The organism is Spongiibacter pelagi (assembly GCF_014705705.1).
Taxonomy (GTDB): domain Bacteria; phylum Pseudomonadota; class Gammaproteobacteria; order Pseudomonadales; family Spongiibacteraceae; genus Spongiibacter; species Spongiibacter pelagi.
On the sequence record NZ_JACXLD010000001.1, the window covers coordinates 530,566 to 553,501 of the forward strand.

Below are 22,936 nucleotides of genomic sequence, written 5' to 3' on the forward strand. Positions count from 1 at the left end.
ATAGCGCCAAAAAATGCTTTTCTGGTTCCCCTGAGCGCGGCTGCTGTCCCGTTTGGACTATTGCTTTAAGTACTCATCTATCACATTCTCAAGATTGAACTATTATAAAAATAATTCCGAGCACTGTGCTTGCGTGGTGCTTTAAAGCTGTTTCGGAGATTTGTTTCTGTGCACGGTTGAGCTGTGTCGAAGCCCCTGAGGGAGTGAGAGATGATCAAGTATTTTCGGCTAGCGGCGGTTATCGCCGCTGTATTGGTTTCCGCTTGTAGCAAAAGTGTGGGGCCTAATGAAGATAGTCAGCAAGCTGCCCAGCAGGCGCAGGCGATGCTCGCCCAAGGCGGCAGTGCGGATGGCAAATCACTGTACGGCGCGTGTGTGGCTTGTCATGGCGATAAAGGCCAAGGCAATGCGGCGCTAGGTGCTCCCTCTCTCACAAACCAACAATCTTGGTATATCCAGCGTCAGCTTGAGTATTTCAAAAACGGGACTCGAGGTACTCATCCAGAGGATGCCTTTGGCGACCAAATGCGCGCGCTGGCATCGAGCTTAGACGAAGCCGCAATGGCTAGCTTGGCAGATTATATTGACGGCTTTTCAAATAAACCGGCCACCGCCACCTTGCAGGGCAATGTAAAGCGCGGCGCCGATTACTACAGCAATTTATGTGGCGCTTGCCATGGCCCCGAGGCCGAGGGCAATGAATTGCTGTCTGCGCCCGCCTTGGCTGGGGTGGATGATTGGTACTTGCTGCGTCAGTTCAAGCATTTTGAAAATGGGCTTCGCGGGGCTGATGAATCAGAGAAATACGCCTATCAAATGGGCTTGATGGGCAAGGTCTTACCCGATGCGGATGTTGCCCGTGATGTGATTGTTTATATCCAGAGCTTGGCTGACTAAGTTGGTGCTAGGCATTTTTAAGCGAAGTCAGCGCCGAATTCGGCTCGGCTTCTGCGGTGTTATTTTAGGCTTATTGAGTGTTTCGGCCACGTCGTCGGTAAATTGGTCGCTTAGGGATTTTTGCCCTGCAGGTTTTGTGCTGCGCGATGGCGGCTGCTATTTGCAGAGTATGTACTACGACTATCACTCGCTACAAAACGCCGGTGTGGGTGGTTTGAAAATTGCGCTGCCCGAATTGCGCCAGGGTTTTAGTCCGCAAAAGATTGATTTGGGGCGCTTGTTGTTTTTCGATCCAATCCTCTCCAAAGACAGTTCGGTAGCCTGTGCTTCCTGCCATGATCCCGATAAGGGTTTTGCCGATGGTCGAGCGGTGAGTGTTGGAATAGACGGGCAATTAACGGAGCGTTCTGCGCCCAGTCTTTGGAATGCGGGATTTCTTCAGCGCTTATTTTGGGATGGTCGGGCGGCGAGTTTGGAAGCGCAGATCATCGGGCCGCTGTTTGCGCCGAATGAAATGGCGGCAACTCCGGATCAATTACTGCATAAGCTGCAAGCCAGTGCGGACTACCGCGCTTTATTTCAGCAGGCTTTTGGCGCAGGCGAGATTAATCTTGAATGGGTGTATGAGGCTCTTGCGGCCTTTGAAAGCAGTTTGGTTTCGCTTAATAGCCGCTACGATTTATATGCCAATGGCTACCATCAGGCTTTAACCGAGCCTGAGATCGAAGGCATGAATGTGTTTCGCTCCTTTGTTGCGCGCTGCGCGGAGTGCCATACGCCACCCTTATTTACGAACCAACAAATTGCAGTATTAGGTACGCCGGAGCCCGAGGGTAAGCCTTTAGATCCCGGAGCGCAGCGAGTGACAGGTGATCCCTCGCAGCGCGGCGGTTTTAAAGTGCCGAGCTTGCGCAATGTCGCTTTAACTGCGCCGTATATGCATTCCGGTCGCTTTGCCACATTGCGCGACGCGGTAGCGTTTTATACCGGTGGTCGTGGTCATGCCGTGCCAGAGGGCGAGCAGTTAAGTTTGCATTGGCATATCTGGGAGCCCAATCTCACCGATGCCGAGTTGGATCGTTTGGTCGATTTTTTACAAACCCTGACCGATGAAAGTTTTAAACCGCAGGTGCCAGCACAATTGCCTTCTGGCTTGGCACCCGTGGTGGGCACGCTCGGTGCGGGTGCAAATTAAATTTAGCCTTAAAAAGCAGGTTTTGAAGACAGAGGACAAAACCATGAAAACAAGCAAACTGTCTGCAATAAGTCGCCGTTACTTGGTGGTGGCCGCGTTAATTTTAGCGGCGATAACCTCAGCCTCGGCAGCGGAAATTCGGGTTAAGGATGGCCAGTCGATTCAGGATGCAGTCAATCGCGCGGTGCCCGGTGATGTGATTTTGGTTGAGCCCGGTACTTACAAAGAAAGTGTCTATGTCGACAAAGACAAAATTACCCTGCGCGGTGTGGTCGAGGAAGGTAAATGGCCGGTAATGGAAGGCGAAGGCAAACGCAACGATGCGATCCTCTACTCCGGCAATGACTTCACCGTGGAGTGGATGTGGATTCAGCATTACAAGGGTAATGCCATTATGGGGCAGGCGGGGAACAACTATGTGATCCGCTATAACCGGGTTGTCGATACCGGCGTTTACGGTATTTTCCCCCAGCTTGGTCAAAACGGTTTAATTGAATACAACGTCTTGGATGGCATTGAGGACGCCGCCATCTATGTGGGCATGTGCGACAACGTAGTGGTGCGTTACAACGAAGTGTTTAACAACGTTGCCGGCATTGAGATTGAAAACACCCGCCATGCGATTGTCGAGAATAACTATGCTCACAACAACACCGCCGGACTGCTGGTGTTTATCACGCCCGGCTTGCCGATTAAAACCACCTACGACGTTATTATTCGCAACAACTTTTCAGTCAATAACAACACGCCAAACTTCGGTGCGCCGGGTTCGATTGTGTCTAAGCTGCCGCCGGGTTTGGGTGTGGTGATTATGGCCGCTGACGATGTGATTGTTGAAGGCAATATCATTACCGGCAACGACACGGCTGGGGTCGTGATTACCGATCTTAATTTTATTACTGATATTGCCAGCGATCCTGAGTCAGAGCCGAACCCTGATCGTATAGCGATTCTCGATAACTTCTTTATGGATAACGGCAAGGCGCCGGTTGCCGATGTGAAAGCGGCGATGATGACCCAGTTTAAAACCCGTGGCCCAGATGTATTGGCTAACTTCGGTTCTGCCCAAGAGCCGGATAACTGCATTTTGAATAAAGACCGCTACGTTACTTTCGGTCTGAAAAAGTGGGGTGTTTGTGAGCGCGAAAACACCCACGATATTGACACCTATTTATTGGCGGATGGTGCGCCGCCGCGTCCGATCGAAACCGATCAGGATTTAACCATTCGCTTGTACAAAGGGATTTGCGCGGGATGTCATGCGCTGAATATGCGGATGATTGGGCCACCTACATTGGCGATACAGGCCTTGTATCACAACAATCCGCAGGGAATTGCCGATTATATTGCTGCGCCTCACAAGGTGCGTCCCGACTTTCCTGAAATGCCGCCACAGGGGCATTTATCAGAAGAGCTGCGTTTGCGGGTGGCTGAATATATGCTATCTCTTGAAAAGCCATGCCATATGGCTATGGATTGTATTCGCGCCGAGCAGAGCAGGGAGTAGTTCTATCGGTCGTAGTCAGGTGTAGTCGCTTTTAATATTTTGATTGGATCATCACAGGGGGTATCCATGAACGTAACACGATTTGGAAAAGGGATTTTTGCAGTCAGTGTTGGTTTGGTCGCCGGCTCCACCCAAGCTCGAGATTTGAGTTTGGAGGAGGTGGTGGTAACCGCCCAGAAGCGTGAACAGAGTGCGATGACGGTGCCGGTCACCGTGGATACTTTTACCAATCAAGATGTAGAAAATACCGGCGCGCTGAATATGGCGGATATTCAAGCCTATATTCCCGGTCTTCGCGTTGGCAGCAATGTGCAAAACGCAGGCGGCATGACCCAATCAACCTTCGTGATTCGAGGTATCGAAACCTCGAATATCAGTACCGGCGGAGACCCTTCCGTTGCGAGCTTCCTAGATGGCGTTTACCTGCCGCGTGCGGCCATTACCGTGCCTTTTTCGGATATGGAGCGCGTCGAAGTTTTGAAAGGCCCGCAGGGCACCCTGTTTGGTCGCAACGCTGCAGCCGGGGTTGTTAACTTTATTCCCAATCAACCCAGCTTCGATGAAAAGGAAGGCTTTGTGCATGCCAAGTTTGGCGAGTATGGCCTGTTTCGTATTGAGGGTATGGGGAACTATCCGGTCAGCGATGACTTTGCGATCCGCGTAAACGCCATGCACAACCAGCGCGATGCGGTAATAGATAATACCGGGCCTTCCAAGCCTGATCCCCGCGAGCAAGATAATCAGTTCCTGCGCGTAGCCATGAATTGGCAAATCTCCCCCAAATGGCGAACCCTGCTTGCCGCCGATATTGACCGTGTCGACAACGGCCCGCAGGCGCAGATGGGTATCAGCCAAGAACGCTCCGATCATCCTGATCCTACCGAGCGCAAGTTGAGTACCGATGCCATGGGCGCGGGTGAGGCGCGGGATATGTATGGCGTCACCGGCAAGCTGTTTTACGACCTGAACGATACGGTTAGCTTAATGGGGGTGGCGAGCTACCGGGATTTTGAAACCTACAATCTGCAAGATGAAGACGGCACCGCTGATCCCGATGTCTACGTAGATACCAATAATCTTGAAGACTCCAATATTTCCTATTTTGAACTTCAGGCCAATATCGCCCTCGACTGGGTGGATGTGGTTATGGGGGCGAATTACAGCCAAGAAGATACCTATCAGCAAACCGCGCTGACCTTTGGCTATGGCACCGTTATCGAGCTGGCTTCGGGAATGGTGGGCATTCCACCGGCGCTTTTGAATTCTTTAATTGGCAGTGCCGTAGAAGGCAGTTTCGTTACTGAAACCATGACCAATGAAGGCGATTTCAAAAACTACGGCATCTATGGCGATATGGATTTCACCATCACCGATCGTCTTAACCTGATTGCCGGCGTGCGTTACAGCAAGGATGAAAAAACCTTTTCGTGGCTTGCGCCGCTGACTGATTTCCCTCTCTCGCAATTACAGGGTGCCAATTTCTTTTTCAATACCGACGGTTTTGAACAGGGCAGTGCTGATTGGAGCAAGGCGACGGGGCGCTTGGTGGCGAACTACCAAGTCACTGAAGAAGCCATGGTCTTTGGCAGTTATTCCACCGGCTATAAGTCGGGTGGTTACGACTCGCTTAATACCGACACTAAAACCGAGCCGCTTGAGCCAGAGGTGGTTGAGAATATTGAACTTGGCTTTAAAGGTGATCTGCTCAGCGGGCATTTGCGCACGCAAACGTCGTTGTTTTATATGACGATAGATGCCCGTCAAGAAGACATCGAATCGCGTAAGCCCGGTAGCAATGCCGCCGTGCCCACGGTTATTAATACCGATGAAGAAATTCAAGGCATAGAAATTACCACGGATTGGTTGGTGAATGATGCGCTGCGTTTTGGTTTGGTTTACACCTACCGCGAACAGCAGTCGACGCGTGAGCCTTACTACAATGCGCAAGGCGATTACGTGGCTGACGATGTGGCAGATGCCACAACACCGCAGGAATACACCTTGAGTTTGGATTGGTCGCCAACGATTAGCTACGGCAGCCTATTTTTGCACGTGGATTATATCTACGAAGAAAATACCGATCCGGAAAATGAAGACCACATTGATGAGTTTAATGTGGTGCCGGGTTATGGCGACGACACAAAATTACTTAATGCCCGTCTGACCTTTGTGATGCCCAATGGCGATTGGGAGTTTGCGCTGTGGGGTAAAAATCTTACGGACAATAAGCGCATTTCTCAGCCCGGCGGCCTGACGGGCGATGTGTTGGGTACTTACCATGTGGGTATTGTTGATCCGCGAATTTTGGGCGTAGATGTTAAGCGCGTTTTTTAACTGGCGGCTTGTAGCTGCTTCCACAAACCGCCGCACTGCCGCCAGCTTCCGTTGTTGTCTCGCTCAATAAAAATGGGCTTGCAGGGGTGCAGTTCTAGTTTGCTCAGCGCATCAAATGAAATAACGCCGAGTAAAAAAGCGGCGTGAAGCAGCGATTTGTTGTGGCCGACAAAAAGCTTGATGTTGTCGGCGTTGGCCGTTGCATCAATTGCGGTAATACGCTGCACAATATGCTCGGCGCAGCGATCGCCAGATTCCATATGTGACTCAGCGCCAGCAAAGGGCAGTCGGTAATTGCTGTCGTCCATCCAGTTTTCCGGCGGTGCATCGTAACGAGGGTCGGCCTGCAAGCTGTCTTCAATTTGAGCGCAACTCAAATTCGCCGCACTGCCCATACTGGTATCGAGCAGGCGATTATAAGCGGATAACGTAGGTGGCTCATTGACGGAGTCGTGCAGTTCACGCCCGATAATTTTCGCGGTTTGCCAAGCGTTAAGGCTTGATGAGCAGTCTAATTCGGGGTGGAGTTGCAGTTGGTGTTTTGAGGCAAAATCACGCAGCAATATGGCTGCGTCGAGAGCTTGCTGGCGACCTAGCTCATTGAGTGCAAAAGGTTGTTGGGCGCTGGGTATTCCAGGCAGTTGCTGAAATTCGCCGTGGCACAAAAGTGCGGCAATAATCCTTGCCATAATCTCCAGATAGCAGTCGCGTAAAAGTTGTTGCCCCAAAAAGGAGTATTGCTCACTCCTGCAGGGAAGTATCTTTGCTGATGTTGCCTTAAATTGAGAATTCAGTCACATATTTATTGCTTTTTTTAGGCAGATTTTTGACTCGCTTGGCTAAAAGCGCAGGCGTGGATGGGTATTTTTTGTGATGCGCATCTCACTTTTGTTGTGTCGGGCGTGTCATAGCTGGGTGGTCTAATTTGGGTTTTACTTAGTGAATGCGTGGAGAAACACCTTGTTTACAGTGTTTTGCGCAATTTTTAGAGACAAATTTTGGGTGTTACGGGAATAGACATTTGAGACATTGCGAATTATTCTCACCGGTTGCGATAGTTTATCGCTGATGTGATGTGCGAGAGCTAGCGTGAAAACGATAATAAAAGCAGGCCATCCAAAAAAATAACAAGTGTCAGCAAAGACACAAAGAACTGATTGGGCGGTGTTTGGGGTATCCAATGCAGGCAATAATTGATGATCTTGATGCACAGCCGCCAGTGGCTGATGCTAATGAGTCTTCCCCGTCTTCGGGCTGGCTCCCATTAATACAGCGTAGCTTGGCAATTATTGCGGTTATTGCCAGTTTGTCGGTCATGGCCTTCCTTTTGTGGACAACGCTCCGCAACACGGTGGAAACCGGTCTTCATATAGTACGTCTTGAGCAACTTGATCGGGTTACGGAAGCGGATGCGAATCTTCAGCGCCGCTTGGACCAGTCGCGCTTAGACCTAGAGGACGGGGTGTCGGATCTGGACGCTGCGCGCGATAGCTTTGCCACTGCGCAACGTGCGCTCTCTCAAGGTCGAGCTGGCCTCAGTGGCATCGACCCGCAAATCGACAGTGCGCTTAAAGAATTTAATCTTTCCGCTAACCAACGATTATTGGCGCTGGATGGTTATCGAGACAGCCTCGACCAGCTCTCATTGTTGTTTGGTAGTGTGCGTTCGCAGGGTCTCGATTTGCTCGGTATTCCTTTTGTGGCGCAGAGCAAAAATTTCTCGCGAGATATTGTCAGTATGCTGGATGTGGCCAGCTCTTACAGTATTCGCCAGCAAGACAGCTACGCGGCGGAAGAGTTGGATCGCCTGTTTGTAAAACTCAGTATCGCCTTGGCGAAAATCAACGATGATGATCTCAGGGTCACGCTGGCGCGTTTTTTAGATACCGTTGAGGCGCTGCGCTTCTCCCGTGAATCACTGCAGAAATCTCGAACGGAGCTGGTTCAGTTGGATCAGCTCGCTAAGCTTACCGCGGTAGACCGAGCGTATCAGGACCACTTCCACCAACTGCAAGAAGTCGCTAGCCGTCACCGGCAAACCTTGGCGGTTTTTGCGGTGGCGCTGCTGATCGCGTTTGGTTTGATTGCGTTTCGTCTGCGCAGCAGCTTCTCGACCTTGGACGTGCTCAACGATGAACTGAAAAATGCCAACGTTCATCTGGAAGAAATTGTTGAACGCCGCACGCAGGATTTACAGCAGGCCTTGAAAGATATTCGCACCCAGCAGGCGCAGTTGATCCAATCTGAAAAAATGGCATCGTTGGGTCAGATGGTGGCGGGTGTTGCTCACGAGATTAATACCCCGCTGGGTTACGCCAACTCCAATGTTGAAATTGTTCGCGATAGCTTGCAGGGGCTTGAAGAGCAGTTGGATGCCGATACTCGCGGTGAGTTTGATATGTTGCTCGCCGACGCCCAATACGGTTTGGAACAAATCAGCGAATTGGTATTGAGCTTGAAGGATTTCAGCCGCGTGGATCGCTCGCAAACGGAATTGTTCGATGTAAACGACGGCCTAGATACCTCGCTTAAAATTTGCCATAACCAGCTTAAAGATCGGGTTAGTATCGAGCGCGAATATGCCGAGCTGCCTAAAATCAGTTGTGCGCCTTCCCAGCTTAACCAAGTGTTTCTCAACCTTATTAATAACGCCTCGCAGGCTATTGATGGTGCCGGTACGATCACGATTAAGACCGAGTTGGAAAATGAGCGCGTGTTAATCCGGGTGCGCGATACCGGTTGCGGTATGGATGAAGAAACCCGCGCGCATATTTTTGAGCCGTTCTTTACCACCAAGCCTATTGGCGAAGGTACCGGGTTGGGCTTGTCGATCGTGTTTAGAATTATTGAAGATCACGGCGGCGAAATTAGCGTGGCCTCGAAAAAAGGCGAGGGAACAGAGTTCCTGATTAGTTTGCCGGTGGCGAGTCAATCGGCGACCAATAAAAAAGCGTCCGCTGTGCTGATTGATGATTCAGTGGAAGTATAAAAACGTTATCTGAGATGGTTTGAGGAGTTGTAATGACCGCAGTAGATGCAGATCAGGCCAAGGTGCTTTTTGTTGATGATGAGCCGCGCATTCTGGTTGCAATGAAAGCGCTGTTTCGGAATACCTATGAGGTGTTTACCGCCAATAGCGGTTCAGATGCGCTTGAAGTGCTACGCAGCCAGGACATTGACGTTATCGTCAGTGACCAGCGTATGCCTGAAATGAATGGCGTTGAGTTTTTGCGCACTGCCCGCACTTTGCGTCCTCGTGCAATTCGTATTTTGCTGACCGGTTATTCTGACCTTAATGCCATTCTCGGCGCGATCAACGAAGGTGAAATTTTCCGCTATATCAACAAGCCTTGGTCCAATAACGACCTGCGTCAAACCATTGCTGATGCCGCCACCGCAGCGCGAACTGAGGGCGTTGACGTTGACGATTTAGTGGCGATGTCGCTGGATGCCGATAGCGGCGATAACTTTGAAGAAGCCGCCGCTAAATTTGAATCTGCCGAGTCAGAGCCCAAAGCGGAATCGTCACTTGGTGCCATGCAGCGGGTGGATGCTCCGGTGGCGCCGAAGCTGGATGATGTGGGTATTTTGATCCTCGATGACGATGCTGATATTCGTGAATCCCTGAAAAATTTTCTTGGCGTTGAGCGCCATGTGTACTGTGCTAGCGGCCTTGACGAGGCCTTGGGTATCCTCGAGCAACACCGCATCGGCGTGTTGATTACCGAGCTGATTGTTGATGGCGAGGCGGTTACCGATTTGTTGTCGGCCCTGCGTGAGCATCACCCTTCCTTGGTGGCAATTGTGCTCAGTGCACAAGCTGACGCAGAAAAGAGTATTGAATTGATTAACTGCGGTCAGGTCTATCGATTCCTCAGCAAGCCAGTGAGTGCGACCCTGCTGCGCGGCAGTATTAATTTGGCGGCGCGGCGTTTCGATATCTTGCAGAAAAATCCAGATCAGGCGCAGCGCTTAGTCGCGGAAAAACCCAAGTCGAGTCAGCGCGAAGATCGTCGTGGCTTGCTCGGCCGCATCGGCCGCATTTTTGGTCTGGCCTCTTAATTCGTTTCCTAAATAATAAGATTAATGCGAAAGGCAGGATATGAGCGATTTTATTGAACCGAATCCCGTGGTGATGGCGCAGGCGGAGCACAAATCCGCAGAGTCCATGATTGCTGCGGCGCTGTTAAGCGTTTGTGCGGTAACGGCGTTGGCCGCTTGGGGTTTGGCTAATTTTGCCACCAGCGAACCTGAATATCGGAATTTGAGTGCGGCGTATCAGGGGCAGTTAGAATCCAGTGAATTGCGTTTGGCTGAAGATGCGGTAATCGCCGATTGGCGAGCGCGCCTTGATACCGCCTTGAGTCAGCGCGACCGCGCCTCGCAGCAAAAAGAGCAGAGCGTTGCCATGCAGAAGCAGGCGCTTGAGTTGCAAGAGGCTCAGGCGGCGATTGCAGCGGCGCGGCAAGCGGCACAGCAAGCCGAAGCCAGAGCGCAGGCGGCGGAGCTGGCGCGTAAGCGCGCTCAGCAAGAGCAGCAAAAACAACAGCAAGTCGCAGCTGAAATTGAGCAGCCTCAGCAGCAGGAAGAAGCACCTGCGGCGCCAGCTGTTGCGGCAGCACCTAAACTGACCGGTGAGGTTGTACCGGCCAGTATCGATTGGGACACCTGTAAAAAACCAGTTTATCCAGCGGCATCTGTGCGTCTTCGTCAGCAGGGTGATGTGGTTTTGTCATTTGCGATCACGGCGTCGGGCGAGGTTGAGAACGCGTCTGTTCTGGAAAGCAGTGGCACCAAGCGCTTGGATTATGCCGCGCTAAATGCCTTGCAGCGCTGTCAATTTAATCCGGAAACGGTGGGCGGCGTGGCCAGACCCGCCAGTACCCAGCTCAAGTTCGCTTGGCGACTTGATCAATAAGCGGCGTTACACACGCCGCTTTCTTTCCTGCTTTCCTCTGAATTACGCCTGAGTCAATACTGACGGGTGTAATGCGTCTTCAGACACGCTAGACTTGCCCGCTGTTGTTCCTAGGTTTACGTTTCTGAGAATCACCATGCCGCAGTCTTATATCAAAAAAATCCTTGAAGCACGCGTTTACGACGTGGCGATTGAGTCGCCGCTCGATCATGCGCGCCTTATGTCCAAACGTCTTGGCAATAATGTGCTGCTCAAGCGTGAAGATTTGCAGCCGGTGTTTTCCTTCAAGCTGCGCGGTGCCTACAACAAAATGATGCACCTCAGCGAAGAGGCGCGCGCCAAAGGCGTGGTGGCAGCCTCGGCGGGTAATCATGCTCAGGGTTTAGCGCTGTCGGCATTAAAGCTGGGTGTGAAAGCGACCATCGTAATGCCTAAAACCACGCCGCAAATTAAAGTGGACGCCGTGCGTTCTCGTGGCGGTAAAGTGGTTTTGCATGGTGATACCTACGACGAAGCCTCGACCTACGCCAAAAAATTGGTGGCTGAAAAGGGCATGGTCTATGTGCATCCCTACGATGACCCGGATGTGATTGCGGGACAGGGAACAGTGGGTGTCGAGATTCTTCGTCAATGCACCGGCCCTCTGGACGTGGTGTTTGTGCCCGTGGGTGGTGGCGGTTTGGCGGCGGGTGTCGCGGCCTATATCAAGTATGTTCGCCCCGAAGTGAAAGTGATTGCGGTCGAGCCGGAAGATGCGGCGTGCTTGAAGCTGGCGCTGGAGAAAAATCGCCGTGCTACGCTGCCGGAAGTTGGCTTGTTTGCCGATGGTGTTGCCGTTGCCCAAATAGGCAAGGAAACGTTCCGGATATTGCGTAAAACCATCGATGGGGTAATTACCGCAAACACCGACGAAATCTGTGCGGCGATCAAAGATATTTTTGACGACACCCGTTCTATTTCTGAACCGGCGGGTGCCTTGGCTCTGGCGGGCTTGAAAAAATACGTTGAACAGACCGGCTGCGAGGGCAAAACACTGGTAGCCATCGACAGTGGGGCCAACACCAATTTTGATCGCTTGCGCTATATTTCCGAGCGCACCGAAATTGGTGAGCAGCGCGAAGCGATTCTGAGCGTGACGATCCCCGAGCGCCCCGGTAGCTTCAAAAAATTCTGTAGTGCGCTGGGTAAGCGCAATATCACTGAGTTTAATTACCGCTTCGCCGATGATCGCGATGCGCAGATTTTTGTGGGCGTGTCGGTGCCGCAGGGCGGTCATCGTGATGACCTGATAGAGAGCCTGACCAAGCTGGGATATCCGGTTGCTGATATGACTGAAAACGAAATGGCGAAGTTGCATATTCGCCATATGGTTGGCGGGCATCGTCCGGCGGTGGTGGAGTCAGAATTACTGTATCGCTTTGAGTTTCCTGAGCGCCCCGGTGCCTTGATGAATTTCCTCACGCGGCTTGGCAATCGCTGGAATATTTCTCTCTTCCATTACCGCAACCACGGCGCGGCGTTTGGCCGGGTACTTGTCGGCTTGCAGGCGAGTCGTAAAGAGCGCGCTGAGATTGAGTCGTTTTTGGATAAGCTTGGTTATTCCTATCATGAAGAAAGTGATAACCCGGCTTACCATCTGTTCTTGAGTTAATGCGCGCTCTCAGCGCCGCTGGATACGAATGGTCTCGCGCTCAGTGAGAATAATATCCAGCGGCACATCCCAGGGCTCGGTGGGTAGGCTATTCACTTCCTGAATGCTGTGAGCAATGCCTATCATCAGTGGCGGTGTATTGCGTTGCTTTTTAAAGCTGAAGCAACGATCGTAAAACCCGCCACCCATTCCCAGTCGATTTCCTTGTCGGTCAAACCCGACCAGCGGCATTAAAACCATATCGAGATTTTCTGCAGAAAATGCTGCGCGGCGCTTGTGTGCCGGCTCCTCAATACCAAAGCGGTTGGGAAACAGCCCCTGTCCCATTTGATAGCCATAGAATGACATTTGCGGCTTTTGGGGGTGAATCACAGGCAGATAGATTACTTGCCGCAGAAGGCGAAATTGATTCAGCAAATCTGAACAGGAAACTTCGCCGTCATTTGCTAAATAAGCGGCAATGTTTTTTGAATGTTCAAACTCGGGGAGGGCAAAAAGGGCTTTGGCGATATTGCGGCTGGCGCGGGCCTGTGCGCCTTCAGAGAGTGCGCGTCGGGCTTGCCGAAGTTGGCTGCGCAGCGCGGATTTAGACAATAACATTCAGTAAGGCCCCGAGGTACCGCTGGCTACGTGACCCTTGAACCCAGTGGTTCAAGGTGGATTGTTCCGTAGCATCTTTAGGCTTTCCGTCACGCGGACATGCACACCGATACTAGCTGGAACTCTCCGGGTTTAAAAGCATCGGCTCAGGGGATTGGTAACCTGGCGAATACCTCAGGATGGGGTGAATTATAACGGTCGCCAGCCCTTAAAAAAACAGGTGGCTTCTACGGATTGAGCCGGTGAGTCTTGGAATAGTCTTCTAGACTAACTGATTTCCAGTTGCCGGCAGCGGTGCAGGGTTTCTTCAATGCGTTCACTAATACGCTTAACCGCTGCGGTTTCAGATTGGCTCGAGGCGCCTTTTTGCTGAGTCTGTAATAACTCGTGACTGATATTGAGGGCCGCCATGACCGCAATGCGCTCTAGGCCGATCACTTTGCCGGTGGTGCGAATTTCGCGCATTTGCTTGTCGAGGTGTTGGGCCGCTTGGATCAAGCCTTGCTGCTGGTCGGTGGGGCAGGCAACCTGAAATTCCTTATCAAGAATTTTTACGCTGACGGTCTGGGTGCTCAACGGGCTTCTCCGAGTAAACGAGTTACTGATCTTTTTCTAATGTGCGCAAGCGTTGAATCATCGACTCGACCTTGGCTCTGGCAGCGTCGGTCTTCTCGATAAGCTGCTCGCGCTCTTCGCGCCATAATCTGGCGTCAGCTTTCAGGGAGCGATTTTCTCGATCTAGCTGATCGCAAAGCTGGATCAGCTCGTCGACCCGGCTTTCAATCAGCTTCAGTTGCCTGTCGTCCATTCCCGATGCTCTCTGGTGCGCGCTGTTATTTAAATAAGATTTCAAACAAGCGCGGCAAGTGATTGTATTGATGATAAATAGTAGATTGAGGCCAGACGGGGGTCAATGCCGATGGGGTGGAATCAGTGTCTCATATTGAGAAAAGCGCGGCGGCTCACAGTGAGTCCAAAATAGCGTTCGATTTTATGAGTGAGCAGAGCCGGCTTGGTTTGCGGTGCTTTATGAAAATGAGATGCCAAATCCGGGGCGTTATATAAATGAGAATATTCGCCAAACTTGATTAAAAAATACATCTTTGAGTTTAACGTTCTGTTTTAACTCGTTTTTCTTGGGGTGTATAGTCAATCAATAGCGCTGTAACCAGTAAAATTAAATTTACCCTGAAATGGTAGAAATGCAGGACGCAATAGAGGTATAGGAATGTTCACCGTTAACCACCAGACTAATCGCATCAATCCAGTAAAGATAAAAACGTTCAGTGAGCTGGGGTTCACAGAGCGTAAGCACTTACAGGAATGGCTGGCCTATCAGCCTGATGCTTTGGGTGAAGAGCTGCTGATTATCCAGAAGGAGTTTGATGGTTTTGACGACACCCGTGAGCGTCTTGATCTTCTGGCGCTGGATAAAGATGGCAATCTGGTGATTATCGAAAACAAGCTGGATGACAGTGGCCGCGATGTGGTGTGGCAGGCACTGAAATACGCCTCCTACTGCGCGAGCCTGACAAAGGGGCAAATAGTTGAAATTTACCAGCAGTACTTGCACCGCTATCAGCCAACAATTCAGGCTGGAGAATCCCTAGCCCAGGCAGGGCAGCTCAGTGATGCGGCTTCGCATATTTGTGAGTTCCTTGATGCGCCAGATCTGGATGAAGTAAAGCTCAATCTGGGCAATAGTCAGCGAATCATGCTGGTTGCCGCCAACTTCCGCAAGGAAGTCACCAGCACCGCTCTTTGGCTGCTCGGTCAGGGCATTAGTGTGCAATGCTTTAAAGTCACACCCTACTCTCTGGGGGAGCAGTTATTAATCAATATCGATCAGATTATTCCCACGCCTGAAGCTAGGGAGCTGATGATTGGAATTAGTGCTAAGGAAGCGGAGGAGAAAACCACCGAGGTGGTGCTTAAAAATCGGCACTCAGTTCGCAGGGAATACTGGGAGCAAGTGCTAGAAGTTTTCCAGAAAAGCCCCTGCACCTTGTACAACAATATCAGCCCCGGCAAAGACCATTGGCTTTCCGCCGGCTCGGGGTTGAGCGGCTGTCCTTACAATTTGATTTTCAATAAAACTGAGTTGCGTGTGGAGCTTTGGATTAGTCGGGTTAATACCGTTGAAAACAAATTTCTCTTTGATTTGCTGCTGGGGCTTAAAGGCGAAATCGAAAAACGTTTCGGCGATGCACTTGAATGGATGCGCCTAGACGAGAAGAAATCCTGTCGCATTCAATATTCTTGTGCGGTGGACGCTTTCAATAAAGACACTTGGACAGAATCGGTTGCCTGGCATCTGGAATATATGAGTAAGTTGGAGAATGCGCTGAAGCAGCCGTTGCAGCGTGCAGCCGAAGCGCTTAAACAGCAGAATTTTGACTAAGGCGTTGTGATGGCGGTAGACAGAAGCTTGGAATACTTGCAGTCCTTGTTAAGGGAGCTGTGTGCACTGCCTCAGGAAACCGAGTGGGTTGAGTTCAAGCATAACAACGATGATGTTCCGGTGATTGGTGAATATATTTCAGCGCTGGCGAATTCGGCAGCCTTGATGGGTAAGCAGTCTGCGTATCTGGTGTGGGGCGTTGAGAATGATAGCCACAAGGTAATTGGTACTACATTCAAGCCCTCGACAACGCGCTACAAGCAGCAGGAGCTGGAAAGCTGGCTGTTGCAAAAAATATCACCAAAGATTCATTTTCGTTTGTTTGAATTTGACAGCCTTAACGAGCTGCCGGTAGTTATTCTTGAAATTCAGGCGGCGGCAAATAATCCGGTGCAATTTGAGGGTGTAGAGTTTATTCGCATTGGTTCTTATAAAAAGAAGCTGAAGGAGTATCCCGAGAAGGAGCGAGAGTTATGGCGTGTATTTGACAAAACGCCCTTTGAGCGACAAATGGCTGCTTCGAATTTAAGTGCTGATGAGGTGCTGAAGCTACTGGATTACCCCGCCTATTTTGAATTAACAGGATTGCCTTTACCGGAGAATCGTGCGGGCATTTTGAATGCATTAAGGGCAGATCAGTTGATACAGAAAGTCCCTGGAGGCCAATGGGGGATCGCCAATCTGGGAGCTATTCTGTTTGCGAAAAAATTGCAAAATTTCCAACATCTTGGACGAAAAGCAGTGCGTCTTATTTTATATCGGGGCAACAGCCGTATTGAAACCGTACGAGAAATGGAAGGGAATAAAGGCTATGCCGTTGGCTTCGAAGGTCTGATCGATTACTTAAAAACGCTATTGCCCTCCAATGAGGAAATTGGCAAAGCCTTTCGTAAAGAGGTGCCAATGTATCCAGAGTTGGCTATTCGTGAGTTGGTAGCGAACGCGATTATTCATCAGGATTTTTCTGCGACTGGTACTGGCCCGATGATCGAAATATTTGATACCAGAATGGAAATAACCAACCCTGGTATTCCCTTGGTCGAGACGGATCGGTTTTTGGACTCACCACCGCAAAGCCGAAATGAAGCGCTCGCCTCATTTATGCGCCGCATCAATATTTGTGAAGAGCGTGGCTCTGGGGTTGATAAAGTGGTATTTCAGACCGAGTTCTACCAGTTGCCTGCGCCCATCTTTGAGGTTACAGACAACCACACTCGCTCTGTTTTATTTGGTCATAAACCATTTTCTGAAATGGATAAGGAAGATCGTATTCGAGCGTGCTATCTGCATTGCTGCCTGCGTTATGTGAACCGGGAGCCAACTAACAATAGCTCTCTGAGAGAGCGGTTTGGAATTGAACAAAGGAACCAAGCGCAAGTTAGTCGTGTGATAAGGGATACGATTGCTGCGGGTCGAATTCGGCCGTATGACCCGGATGCGGGTACTAAGGCAATGCGTTACATTCCGGCCTGGGCCTGATTTGCTTGACCGTTGCTTGACGCAGATGGTGCTGTTGCGAGGCTTTTTTTTCTAACTTGTTGTTTTTGTTGGTTAAGTTTGTTTTTGTTTGTTTGATTCTTGTGTGGCAGAGCTGGGTTCAAATGGGTTTTGTAAGACGGTTATTTGATTGAGCGTCTCTCGGATGAAGCAGCTAAAAATTCTTAATCGCTTATTTTACCCATCTACAGAATTTTCTTTTGAGCAATTTTAGTTTTAAGCGTTCGATTTTATGAGTGAGCAGAGCTAACATTTGCGATCACCATTGCGTAGCAAATACAGTTATAGAAACACCGGTAACAATAGGAAAAGTGAGGTTTTAATGGCGCAGCAGTTGGATCACGACGGGCTGGCAGATATTTTTCTCGCCTTGGGGGCATTGTCGCCGCCGGCGGAGTTGCACGGTTACGCCTCGGGGTATGTGGCCGCAGGGGGTAAAACGATTGCCGAAGAAGCGTGGCCGCAGCATTGTATGGAGCTGCTGGATTGCGAGCAGCCCAACCCCGAGCAGGCGGTGGAGTTGTATCGGGTTTACAGTTCGGTAAAGCAGGATTTAACCAGCAATAATATGGACTTTTTGTTGTTGCTGCCCGGCGAGGAGTTTGAGCTGGGCCTGCGTTTGGCCAGTTTGGGGCAGTGGTGCCAAGGATTTCTGACTGGCTTTGCCATGGCCGGTAAGCAGCGTTTGGCGGAAAAGGGCTCCAGCAAATATTCCGATGAATTAACCGAGGCGCTGGGAGATATTGCCGCCATCGCGCAGATATCTGAAGATGAAGCGGGTGATGAGCAGGGCGAGCAAGACTTTTTTGCAATCTGCGAGTATTTGCGCGTTGTCACCATGACCATTTATGCGGAGTGTGTCGACCTCTCTGCGCAGCAGCCGGCCTCTGGGCGTCTGCATTAAAAATACCTTACAGCCGAGTTATTGATGAGTATCACCAAGCAGGAATATCAGCGCCGCCGTCAGCAATTGATGGCACTTATGGAATCCGACAGCATTGCCATTGTGCCTTCGGCAGGTATGACGGTACGCAGCCGCGATTCGGAATATGCCTTTCGGCAAGACAGTGACTTCTATTATTTAAGCGGTTTTGACGAACCCGATGCGGTGCTTGTGTTATTGCCGGGCCGGTCGGCGGGTGAGTTTATTTTGTTTTGTCGCGATCGCGATCCGGCAATGGAGCTGTGGAATGGCTATCGTGCTGGGCCAGAAGGGGCCTGTTCAAAATACGGTGCTGATGATGCCTTCCCGATTGATGATATTGATGAAATTCTGCCGGGCCTGATCGAGGGGCGGCAGCGTCTTTATTATGCAATGGGGCGTCACGCTGAGTTTGATCAGCATGTGATGCAGTGGGTGAATGTGATTCGCTCCAAGGTGCGCAGTGGCGCGCAACCGCCGGGGGAGTTTCTCGACCTCGATCACCTGCTGCACGATATGCGCTTATTTAAGAGTGCGGCTGAATTAAAAATTATGCGACAGGCGGGGCAAATTTCTGCCCGTGCGCACAGCCGTGCGATGCGTTATTGCAAGCCCGGCGTGTATGAATATCAGCTAGAGGCGGAAATCCAACACGAGTTTGCGATGGCGGGCGCCCGTTTTCCGGCCTATAGTTCGATTGTCGGCGGCGGTGCCAACGGCTGTATTTTGCACTATGTTGAAAACCGTGATCAGTTGCGCGATGGCGATTTAGTCTTGATTGACGCGGGCTGTGAATTGCACGGTTACGCGGCGGATATTACTCGAACCTTCCCGGTGAATGGGCGTTTCTCAAAAGAACAGCAAGCCTTGTATGAAGTGGTGTTGGCGGCCCAGTCGGCGGCTTTTGAAGTGATTCGTCCCGGTAATCACTGGAACGACCCTCATGAGGCAACGGTAAAGGTGATCACGCAGGGTTTACTGGATTTGGGTTTATTGCAGGGTGAGTTAAACGCCCTGATCGAAACCGAAGCCTATCGCCCGTTCTATATGCATCGCGCCGGTCACTGGTTGGGTATGGATGTGCACGACGTTGGCGACTACAAAGTTGGTGGTCAGTGGCGGGTGCTGGAATCCAATATGGTTATGACCGTTGAGCCGGGTATTTATGTGGCGCCAGACAATAAAGATGTCGAGGCGCGCTGGCGCGGCATTGGCATCCGTATTGAGGATGATGTGGTGGTGCGCAAGGGTGACTGTGAAATTCTCACCGAGGACGTGCCCAAGTCGATCTCTGAAATTGAGGCGTTAATGGCCCATGGCTGATTGGGATTACGATATTCTGATCGCCGGTGGCGGCATGGTCGGTATCAGCTTAGCGCTGTGTCTGGATCATCACAGTGGCGGGCGTTTGAACATTGCGGTGGTGGAGAGTTTCCCGCTGCCGCCTAATGATCAATCAGCGCCGCAATATCGCCCCAGTTTTGATGCTCGTTCAACGGCGCTGTCGTTCGGCTCACGGAATATTTATCAGGCCTTGGGCGTGTGGCCCGCACTCGCTCAGCACCTTTGTGATATCAACAAAATCCATGTTTCTGATCGCGGCCATTTTGGCAGCGTATTGATGGAAAAAGAATTGCTCAACTGGCCCGCGCTGGGGCATGTGGTTGAGAACGCGTGGCTGGGCAATGTTTTGCTCAATGAGGTTAGGCAGCGCGCAGCAGTGAGCTTTATCGCGCCTGCAAAAGTGCTAAATGCCGTCATCAATGCCGATGGTGTAGATATTGAGTTGGACCTTGGTGAACGAAAGGAATCGCGCCGTGCGCAGCTATTGGTTGTCGCTGATGGTGCCGAATCCGGCTTGCGCCAGCAATTGGGTATTCACGCTAAGGTCGATAATTATCACCAGATTGCAGTGATCGCCAATATCGCTACCGAGCGCCCACATGGCGGTATGGCCTTTGAGCGCTTTACCGAGGCGGGGCCGTTGGCGATGTTACCGCTAACGCCAGACGAGCAAGGTCGCTCCCGCTCGGCCTTGGTTTGGACCTTTGCCGAGGCTAAAGAGGCTGAGGTGATGGGCTGGTCGGATAGTGAATTTCTCGCGCGTTTGCAGGAGCAGTTCGGTTATCGCTTGGGCAAGCTGGTCCATGTTGGGCAGCGCGGATTGTATCCGCTGCGTTTAACCGAGGCAGAAGAGCAGGTGCGCCGCCAAGTTGTGGTGATGGGCAATGCCGCGCACTTTTTGCATCCGGTCGCCGGGCAGGGGTTTAATTTGGCTCTGCGCGATGCAGACGCGCTTGCGGTCGTGCTGGCGCAAGCCAAGTTGGTCGGTAAAAATCTGGGTGAGCTTTCGGTTTTACAAGATTACGCTGAGCGTCAGCGAGGTGATCAGTGGCTAACTACCATGTTTTCCGATCGTTTGACCAAGGTGTTTGGTAATCGCAAGCCCTTGCTTAGCGTGTTGCGCAATTTGGGTTTAGTGATGCTCGATGGCAGTCCGGCGCTCAAAAATCAATTTACACAGCGGGCTGCGGGAATTGTGCAGCCTTCTCAGCAAGGCAGGGTGTCGTCATGAGTCAGCAGCAATTCGATATGGTGATTGTTGGCGGCGGCATGGCCGGTGCGGCGCTGGCGCTAGCCTGTAGTGAACTGCCCATTCGTATTGCTTTGCTTGAAGCGCAATCTGTCCGTGAAGGCTGGCCGCCACTAGAAGAAAGTGTGCTCGACTACGATGGTCGCGTCAGTGCGATCACAGAAGCTTCCCGGCAGTTGCTGGAAACGCTCGGCGTGTGGTCCGAAATCCAATCGCGCCGCAGTTGCGCTTATACCGATATGGATGTGTGGGATGGCGAGGGCACCGGGCGCATCCATTTTTCTGCATCGGAAGTGAATCGTGAGCAACTTGGGCATATCGTTGAAAATCGTCTGATTACCGCAGCGCTGATGAATCGCCTGCGTGAGCAGGGTCGAGTGCAGTGTTTGTTCGGTCAGCCATTAGTGGGGTTAACCGAGCAGGGCGACGGCGCCGTTCTGAGTTTGGAAGATGGTCGCCAGTTGCGGGCGGATTTAGTGGTGGCGGCAGATGGGGCCAATTCGCGCATTCGTGAGTGGGCCGGTTTTGCCACCCGAGAGTGGGATTATCGCCACCGGGCAATTGTTACCACGGTAGAAACGACAAAACCTCACCACAACACCGCCTGGCAGCGGTTTTTACCCGAGGGGCCGCTGGCATTTTTACCCTTGCCAGATGCGGCGAATCGCCGTGTTTACTGCTCTATTGTGTGGTCGGCGCAGCCGGATTTTGCCGAGCAATTAATGGGGCTGAGCGAGGCCGAGTTTAATCAGGCGTTAGCGCGGCATTTTGAAGCTCGGTTGGGGTCGGTAGTGGCTTCGGGTAAGCGCATTTGTTTTCCGCTGCGGCAGCGACATGCGGTGGATTATTGCCGAGGGCGCGTGGTATTGGTGGGCGATGCGGCTCACACCATTCATCCGCTGGCGGGCCAAGGAATTAATTTGGGTTTTGCCGATGTGCAGGCGCTGGCCGATGAGCTAGCTAGGGTGCTTGCTAAAGGCGGCTCCTGTTTTGATGCCGATATGTTGGGTCGTTATCAGCGCCGCCGCAAGGGCGATAATTTGGCGATGATGGCGGCGATGGAAGGCTTTCAGAATTTGTTTGAATCATCGTTAATGCCCCTTAAAATCATGCGCAATGTCGGTATGCGGGCCTTAAATACTCTAACTCCGGTAAAACGACAGCTAATCAGTAAGGCGATGGGGCTTTAAGCCGGCCCGGCCGGCGGTTAAAATGCGCCGGTTAAATTTCTACTTTTGAGGACAGCTCCATGAGCAATACCCCCAGCGAATTGAAATACGCTAGCAGCCACGAATGGGCACGTGTCGAGGAAGATGGCACTGTGACGGTAGGTATTACCGATCACGCGCAAAATGCCTTGGGTGATGTGGTGTTTGTGGAACTGCCCGAGGTGGGCACAGAGTGTTCTGCAGGCGATGAAGCCGCTGTGGTTGAATCAGTAAAAGCGGCTTCCGATATTTACGCGCCGGTTTCTGGTGAGATCATTGCGGTGAACGAAGAGCTGGAAGAGTCGCCAGAAACCGTCAATGAATATCCTTACAGCGACGGCTGGTTCTTCCGTATTAAGCCAAGCAACTTGGATGAGTTGGACGAACTGTTGAGCGCCGAAGATTACGACGCTCAGTGCGAAGACTAAATTCGCGTAGGTCGGTGATGCTTATCTTAGGCTGATCACCGGCCACCCGGCCTGCTCCGCAAATTGGCGGAGCGTGTCGTCTGGGTCTACGGCTACTGGATTCTCTACCTGCTGCAACAGCGGTAAATCATTGTGAGAATCGCTGTAAAAATAACTTCCCGCCAATGTTTCATTGTTCTCTGCCAGCCACTCATTCAGGCGCGTGACTTTACCGTGCTGAAAAGTGGGTAGGCCGCAGGGCTCGCCGGTATATTTCCCGTCTTTAATTTCAGCGTCGCAGGCCAGCAGCAGGTTAATGCCCAAACTCTTAACAATGGGCTCGGTAACAAAGCGATTGGTGGCGGTAATAACCATTAAGATATCGCCGGCCTGACGGTGCTTTTCAATCAATGCCTGAGCTTTGGCGAGTTTCATCGGTTCGATAAAATCCTGCATAAAGCGCTGGTGCAGTGGCGCTAATTCCGCCGGGGATTTGCCGGTAAGTACCCGCAAGGCAAAGCGGAGATAGGCGATGATATCTAGCCCGCCCTGTTGATATTGGCGGTAGAACTCGTCGTTTTGCTGCTTGTGTTCAACCGGGTCAACCAAGCCTTGAGTGATTAAAAACTCGCCCCATGCGTGGTCGCTATCGCCCGCCAGCAGGGTGTTGTCTAAGTCGAAAATAGCCAAGGCCATGGTGAATTCCGTCACAGCGTGAAAACCGGCAACTATACCCGCGCTGTTTTGCATTTGCATCTCGAATTCCCAGCTTGCAGAAATTGTGGAACAATAAGAAAAACTGGCGG

The 22,936-nt window shown here is 51.4% G+C and carries 20 protein-coding genes and 1 other RNA gene; 15 read left to right on the forward strand and 6 right to left on the reverse strand.

What is annotated here, in order from left to right:
• The first annotated feature begins 210 nt into the window (after positions 1-210).
• From IB286_RS02485 to IB286_RS02500, 4 genes are all read left to right on the forward strand, one after another.
• The gene (locus IB286_RS02485; RefSeq protein ID WP_190762094.1) at positions 211-897 is read left to right on the forward strand and encodes a c-type cytochrome; all 687 of its coding nucleotides are present in this window, start codon (positions 211-213) and stop codon (positions 895-897) included.
• Positions 869-2,092, forward strand: a complete 1,224-nt coding sequence (locus IB286_RS02490) for a cytochrome-c peroxidase (RefSeq protein WP_223826051.1) — start codon at positions 869-871, stop codon at positions 2,090-2,092. Before IB286_RS02485 ends, IB286_RS02490 begins: the two co-directional genes overlap by 29 nt.
• A gap of 43 nt (positions 2,093-2,135) precedes the next feature.
• Positions 2,136-3,599, forward strand: coding sequence for a parallel beta-helix domain-containing protein (locus tag IB286_RS02495; RefSeq protein WP_190762095.1), 1,464 nt, complete (start codon positions 2,136-2,138; stop codon positions 3,597-3,599).
• A 66-nt stretch (positions 3,600-3,665) separates the two neighbouring features.
• Positions 3,666-5,933, forward strand: a complete 2,268-nt coding sequence (locus IB286_RS02500) for a TonB-dependent receptor (RefSeq protein ID WP_190762097.1) — start codon at positions 3,666-3,668, stop codon at positions 5,931-5,933.
• On the opposite strand, the gene IB286_RS02505 is transcribed toward IB286_RS02500, so the two are convergent.
• The gene (locus IB286_RS02505; protein WP_190762099.1) at positions 5,930-6,622 is read right to left on the reverse strand and encodes a histidine phosphatase family protein; all 693 of its coding nucleotides are present in this window, start codon (positions 6,620-6,622) and stop codon (positions 5,930-5,932) included. The two genes, IB286_RS02500 and IB286_RS02505, sit on opposite strands and share 4 nt — an antisense overlap.
• Before the next feature lie 491 nt (positions 6,623-7,113).
• Here IB286_RS02505 and IB286_RS02510 point away from each other — a divergent pair, with 491 nt between their 5' ends.
• The 4 genes from IB286_RS02510 (at position 7,114) to ilvA (ending at position 12,502) form a co-directional block, all read left to right on the forward strand.
• Positions 7,114-8,922 carry an ATP-binding protein gene (locus IB286_RS02510; protein ID WP_190762102.1) on the forward strand — a complete coding sequence of 603 codons (1,809 nt, stop codon included), beginning with the start codon at positions 7,114-7,116 and terminating at the stop codon, positions 8,920-8,922.
• Positions 8,923-8,954: 32 nt separating this feature from the next.
• Positions 8,955-9,995, forward strand: a complete 1,041-nt coding sequence (locus IB286_RS02515) for a response regulator (RefSeq protein WP_190762103.1) — start codon at positions 8,955-8,957, stop codon at positions 9,993-9,995.
• Between the two features lie 40 nt (positions 9,996-10,035).
• Positions 10,036-10,851, forward strand: a complete 816-nt coding sequence (locus IB286_RS02520) for an energy transducer TonB (RefSeq protein ID WP_190762104.1) — start codon at positions 10,036-10,038, stop codon at positions 10,849-10,851.
• Between the two features lie 136 nt (positions 10,852-10,987).
• Complete coding sequence (ilvA, locus tag IB286_RS02525) at positions 10,988-12,502, forward strand: threonine ammonia-lyase, biosynthetic (protein ID WP_190762105.1); 1,515 nt, start codon at positions 10,988-10,990, stop codon at positions 12,500-12,502.
• 9 nt (positions 12,503-12,511) lie between these two features.
• Here the strand turns inward: ilvA and IB286_RS02530 are convergent, their stop codons facing one another.
• The 4 genes from IB286_RS02530 to IB286_RS02545 all read right to left on the reverse strand — a co-directional run bounded on the left by IB286_RS02530 (position 12,512) and on the right by IB286_RS02545 (position 13,910).
• On the reverse strand, positions 12,512-13,102 hold the full coding sequence (locus IB286_RS02530) for a 5-formyltetrahydrofolate cyclo-ligase (protein ID WP_190762106.1): 591 nt from the start codon (positions 13,100-13,102) through the stop codon (positions 12,512-12,514).
• Between the two features lie 4 nt (positions 13,103-13,106).
• Positions 13,107-13,286: non-coding RNA, 6S RNA (gene ssrS / locus IB286_RS02535), on the reverse strand.
• 83 nt (positions 13,287-13,369) lie between these two features.
• A complete protein-coding gene (locus IB286_RS02540; RefSeq protein WP_190762107.1) occupies positions 13,370-13,678 on the reverse strand; it encodes a cell division protein ZapA in 309 nt (102 codons plus the stop codon).
• 22 nt (positions 13,679-13,700) lie between these two features.
• Entirely contained in the window at positions 13,701-13,910 is a 210-nt protein-coding gene (locus IB286_RS02545; RefSeq protein ID WP_190762108.1) for a TIGR02449 family protein, read from the reverse strand.
• Between the two features lie 420 nt (positions 13,911-14,330).
• On the opposite strand from IB286_RS02545, the gene IB286_RS02550 reads away from it, so the two are divergent.
• The 7 genes from IB286_RS02550 (at position 14,331) to gcvH (ending at position 22,151) form a co-directional block, all read left to right on the forward strand.
• Entirely contained in the window at positions 14,331-15,503 is a 1,173-nt protein-coding gene (locus tag IB286_RS02550) for a DUF4268 domain-containing protein (RefSeq protein ID WP_190762109.1), read from the forward strand.
• A 9-nt stretch (positions 15,504-15,512) separates the two neighbouring features.
• On the forward strand, positions 15,513-16,982 hold the full coding sequence (locus tag IB286_RS02555) for an ATP-binding protein (protein ID WP_190762112.1): 1,470 nt from the start codon (positions 15,513-15,515) through the stop codon (positions 16,980-16,982).
• A 340-nt stretch (positions 16,983-17,322) separates the two neighbouring features.
• Positions 17,323-17,904, forward strand: coding sequence for a UPF0149 family protein (locus tag IB286_RS02560; RefSeq protein WP_190762113.1), 582 nt, complete (start codon positions 17,323-17,325; stop codon positions 17,902-17,904).
• A gap of 24 nt (positions 17,905-17,928) precedes the next feature.
• Complete coding sequence (gene pepP, locus IB286_RS02565; RefSeq protein WP_190762114.1) at positions 17,929-19,245, forward strand: Xaa-Pro aminopeptidase; 1,317 nt, start codon at positions 17,929-17,931, stop codon at positions 19,243-19,245.
• On the forward strand, positions 19,238-20,497 hold the full coding sequence (gene ubiH, locus IB286_RS02570; RefSeq protein WP_190762116.1) for a 2-octaprenyl-6-methoxyphenyl hydroxylase: 1,260 nt from the start codon (positions 19,238-19,240) through the stop codon (positions 20,495-20,497). Before pepP ends, ubiH begins: the two co-directional genes overlap by 8 nt.
• Entirely contained in the window at positions 20,494-21,705 is a 1,212-nt protein-coding gene (locus IB286_RS02575) for a UbiH/UbiF/VisC/COQ6 family ubiquinone biosynthesis hydroxylase (protein WP_190762120.1), read from the forward strand. The genes ubiH and IB286_RS02575 overlap by 4 nt, the downstream gene beginning before the upstream one ends.
• Before the next feature lie 59 nt (positions 21,706-21,764).
• Positions 21,765-22,151, forward strand: coding sequence for a glycine cleavage system protein GcvH (gcvH, locus tag IB286_RS02580; protein ID WP_190762122.1), 387 nt, complete (start codon positions 21,765-21,767; stop codon positions 22,149-22,151).
• 21 nt (positions 22,152-22,172) lie between these two features.
• Here gcvH and IB286_RS02585 read toward each other — a convergent pair whose 3' ends face one another.
• Entirely contained in the window at positions 22,173-22,886 is a 714-nt protein-coding gene (locus tag IB286_RS02585) for a histidinol-phosphatase (protein ID WP_450097553.1), read from the reverse strand.
• Between the last annotated feature and the right edge of the window lie 50 nt (positions 22,887-22,936).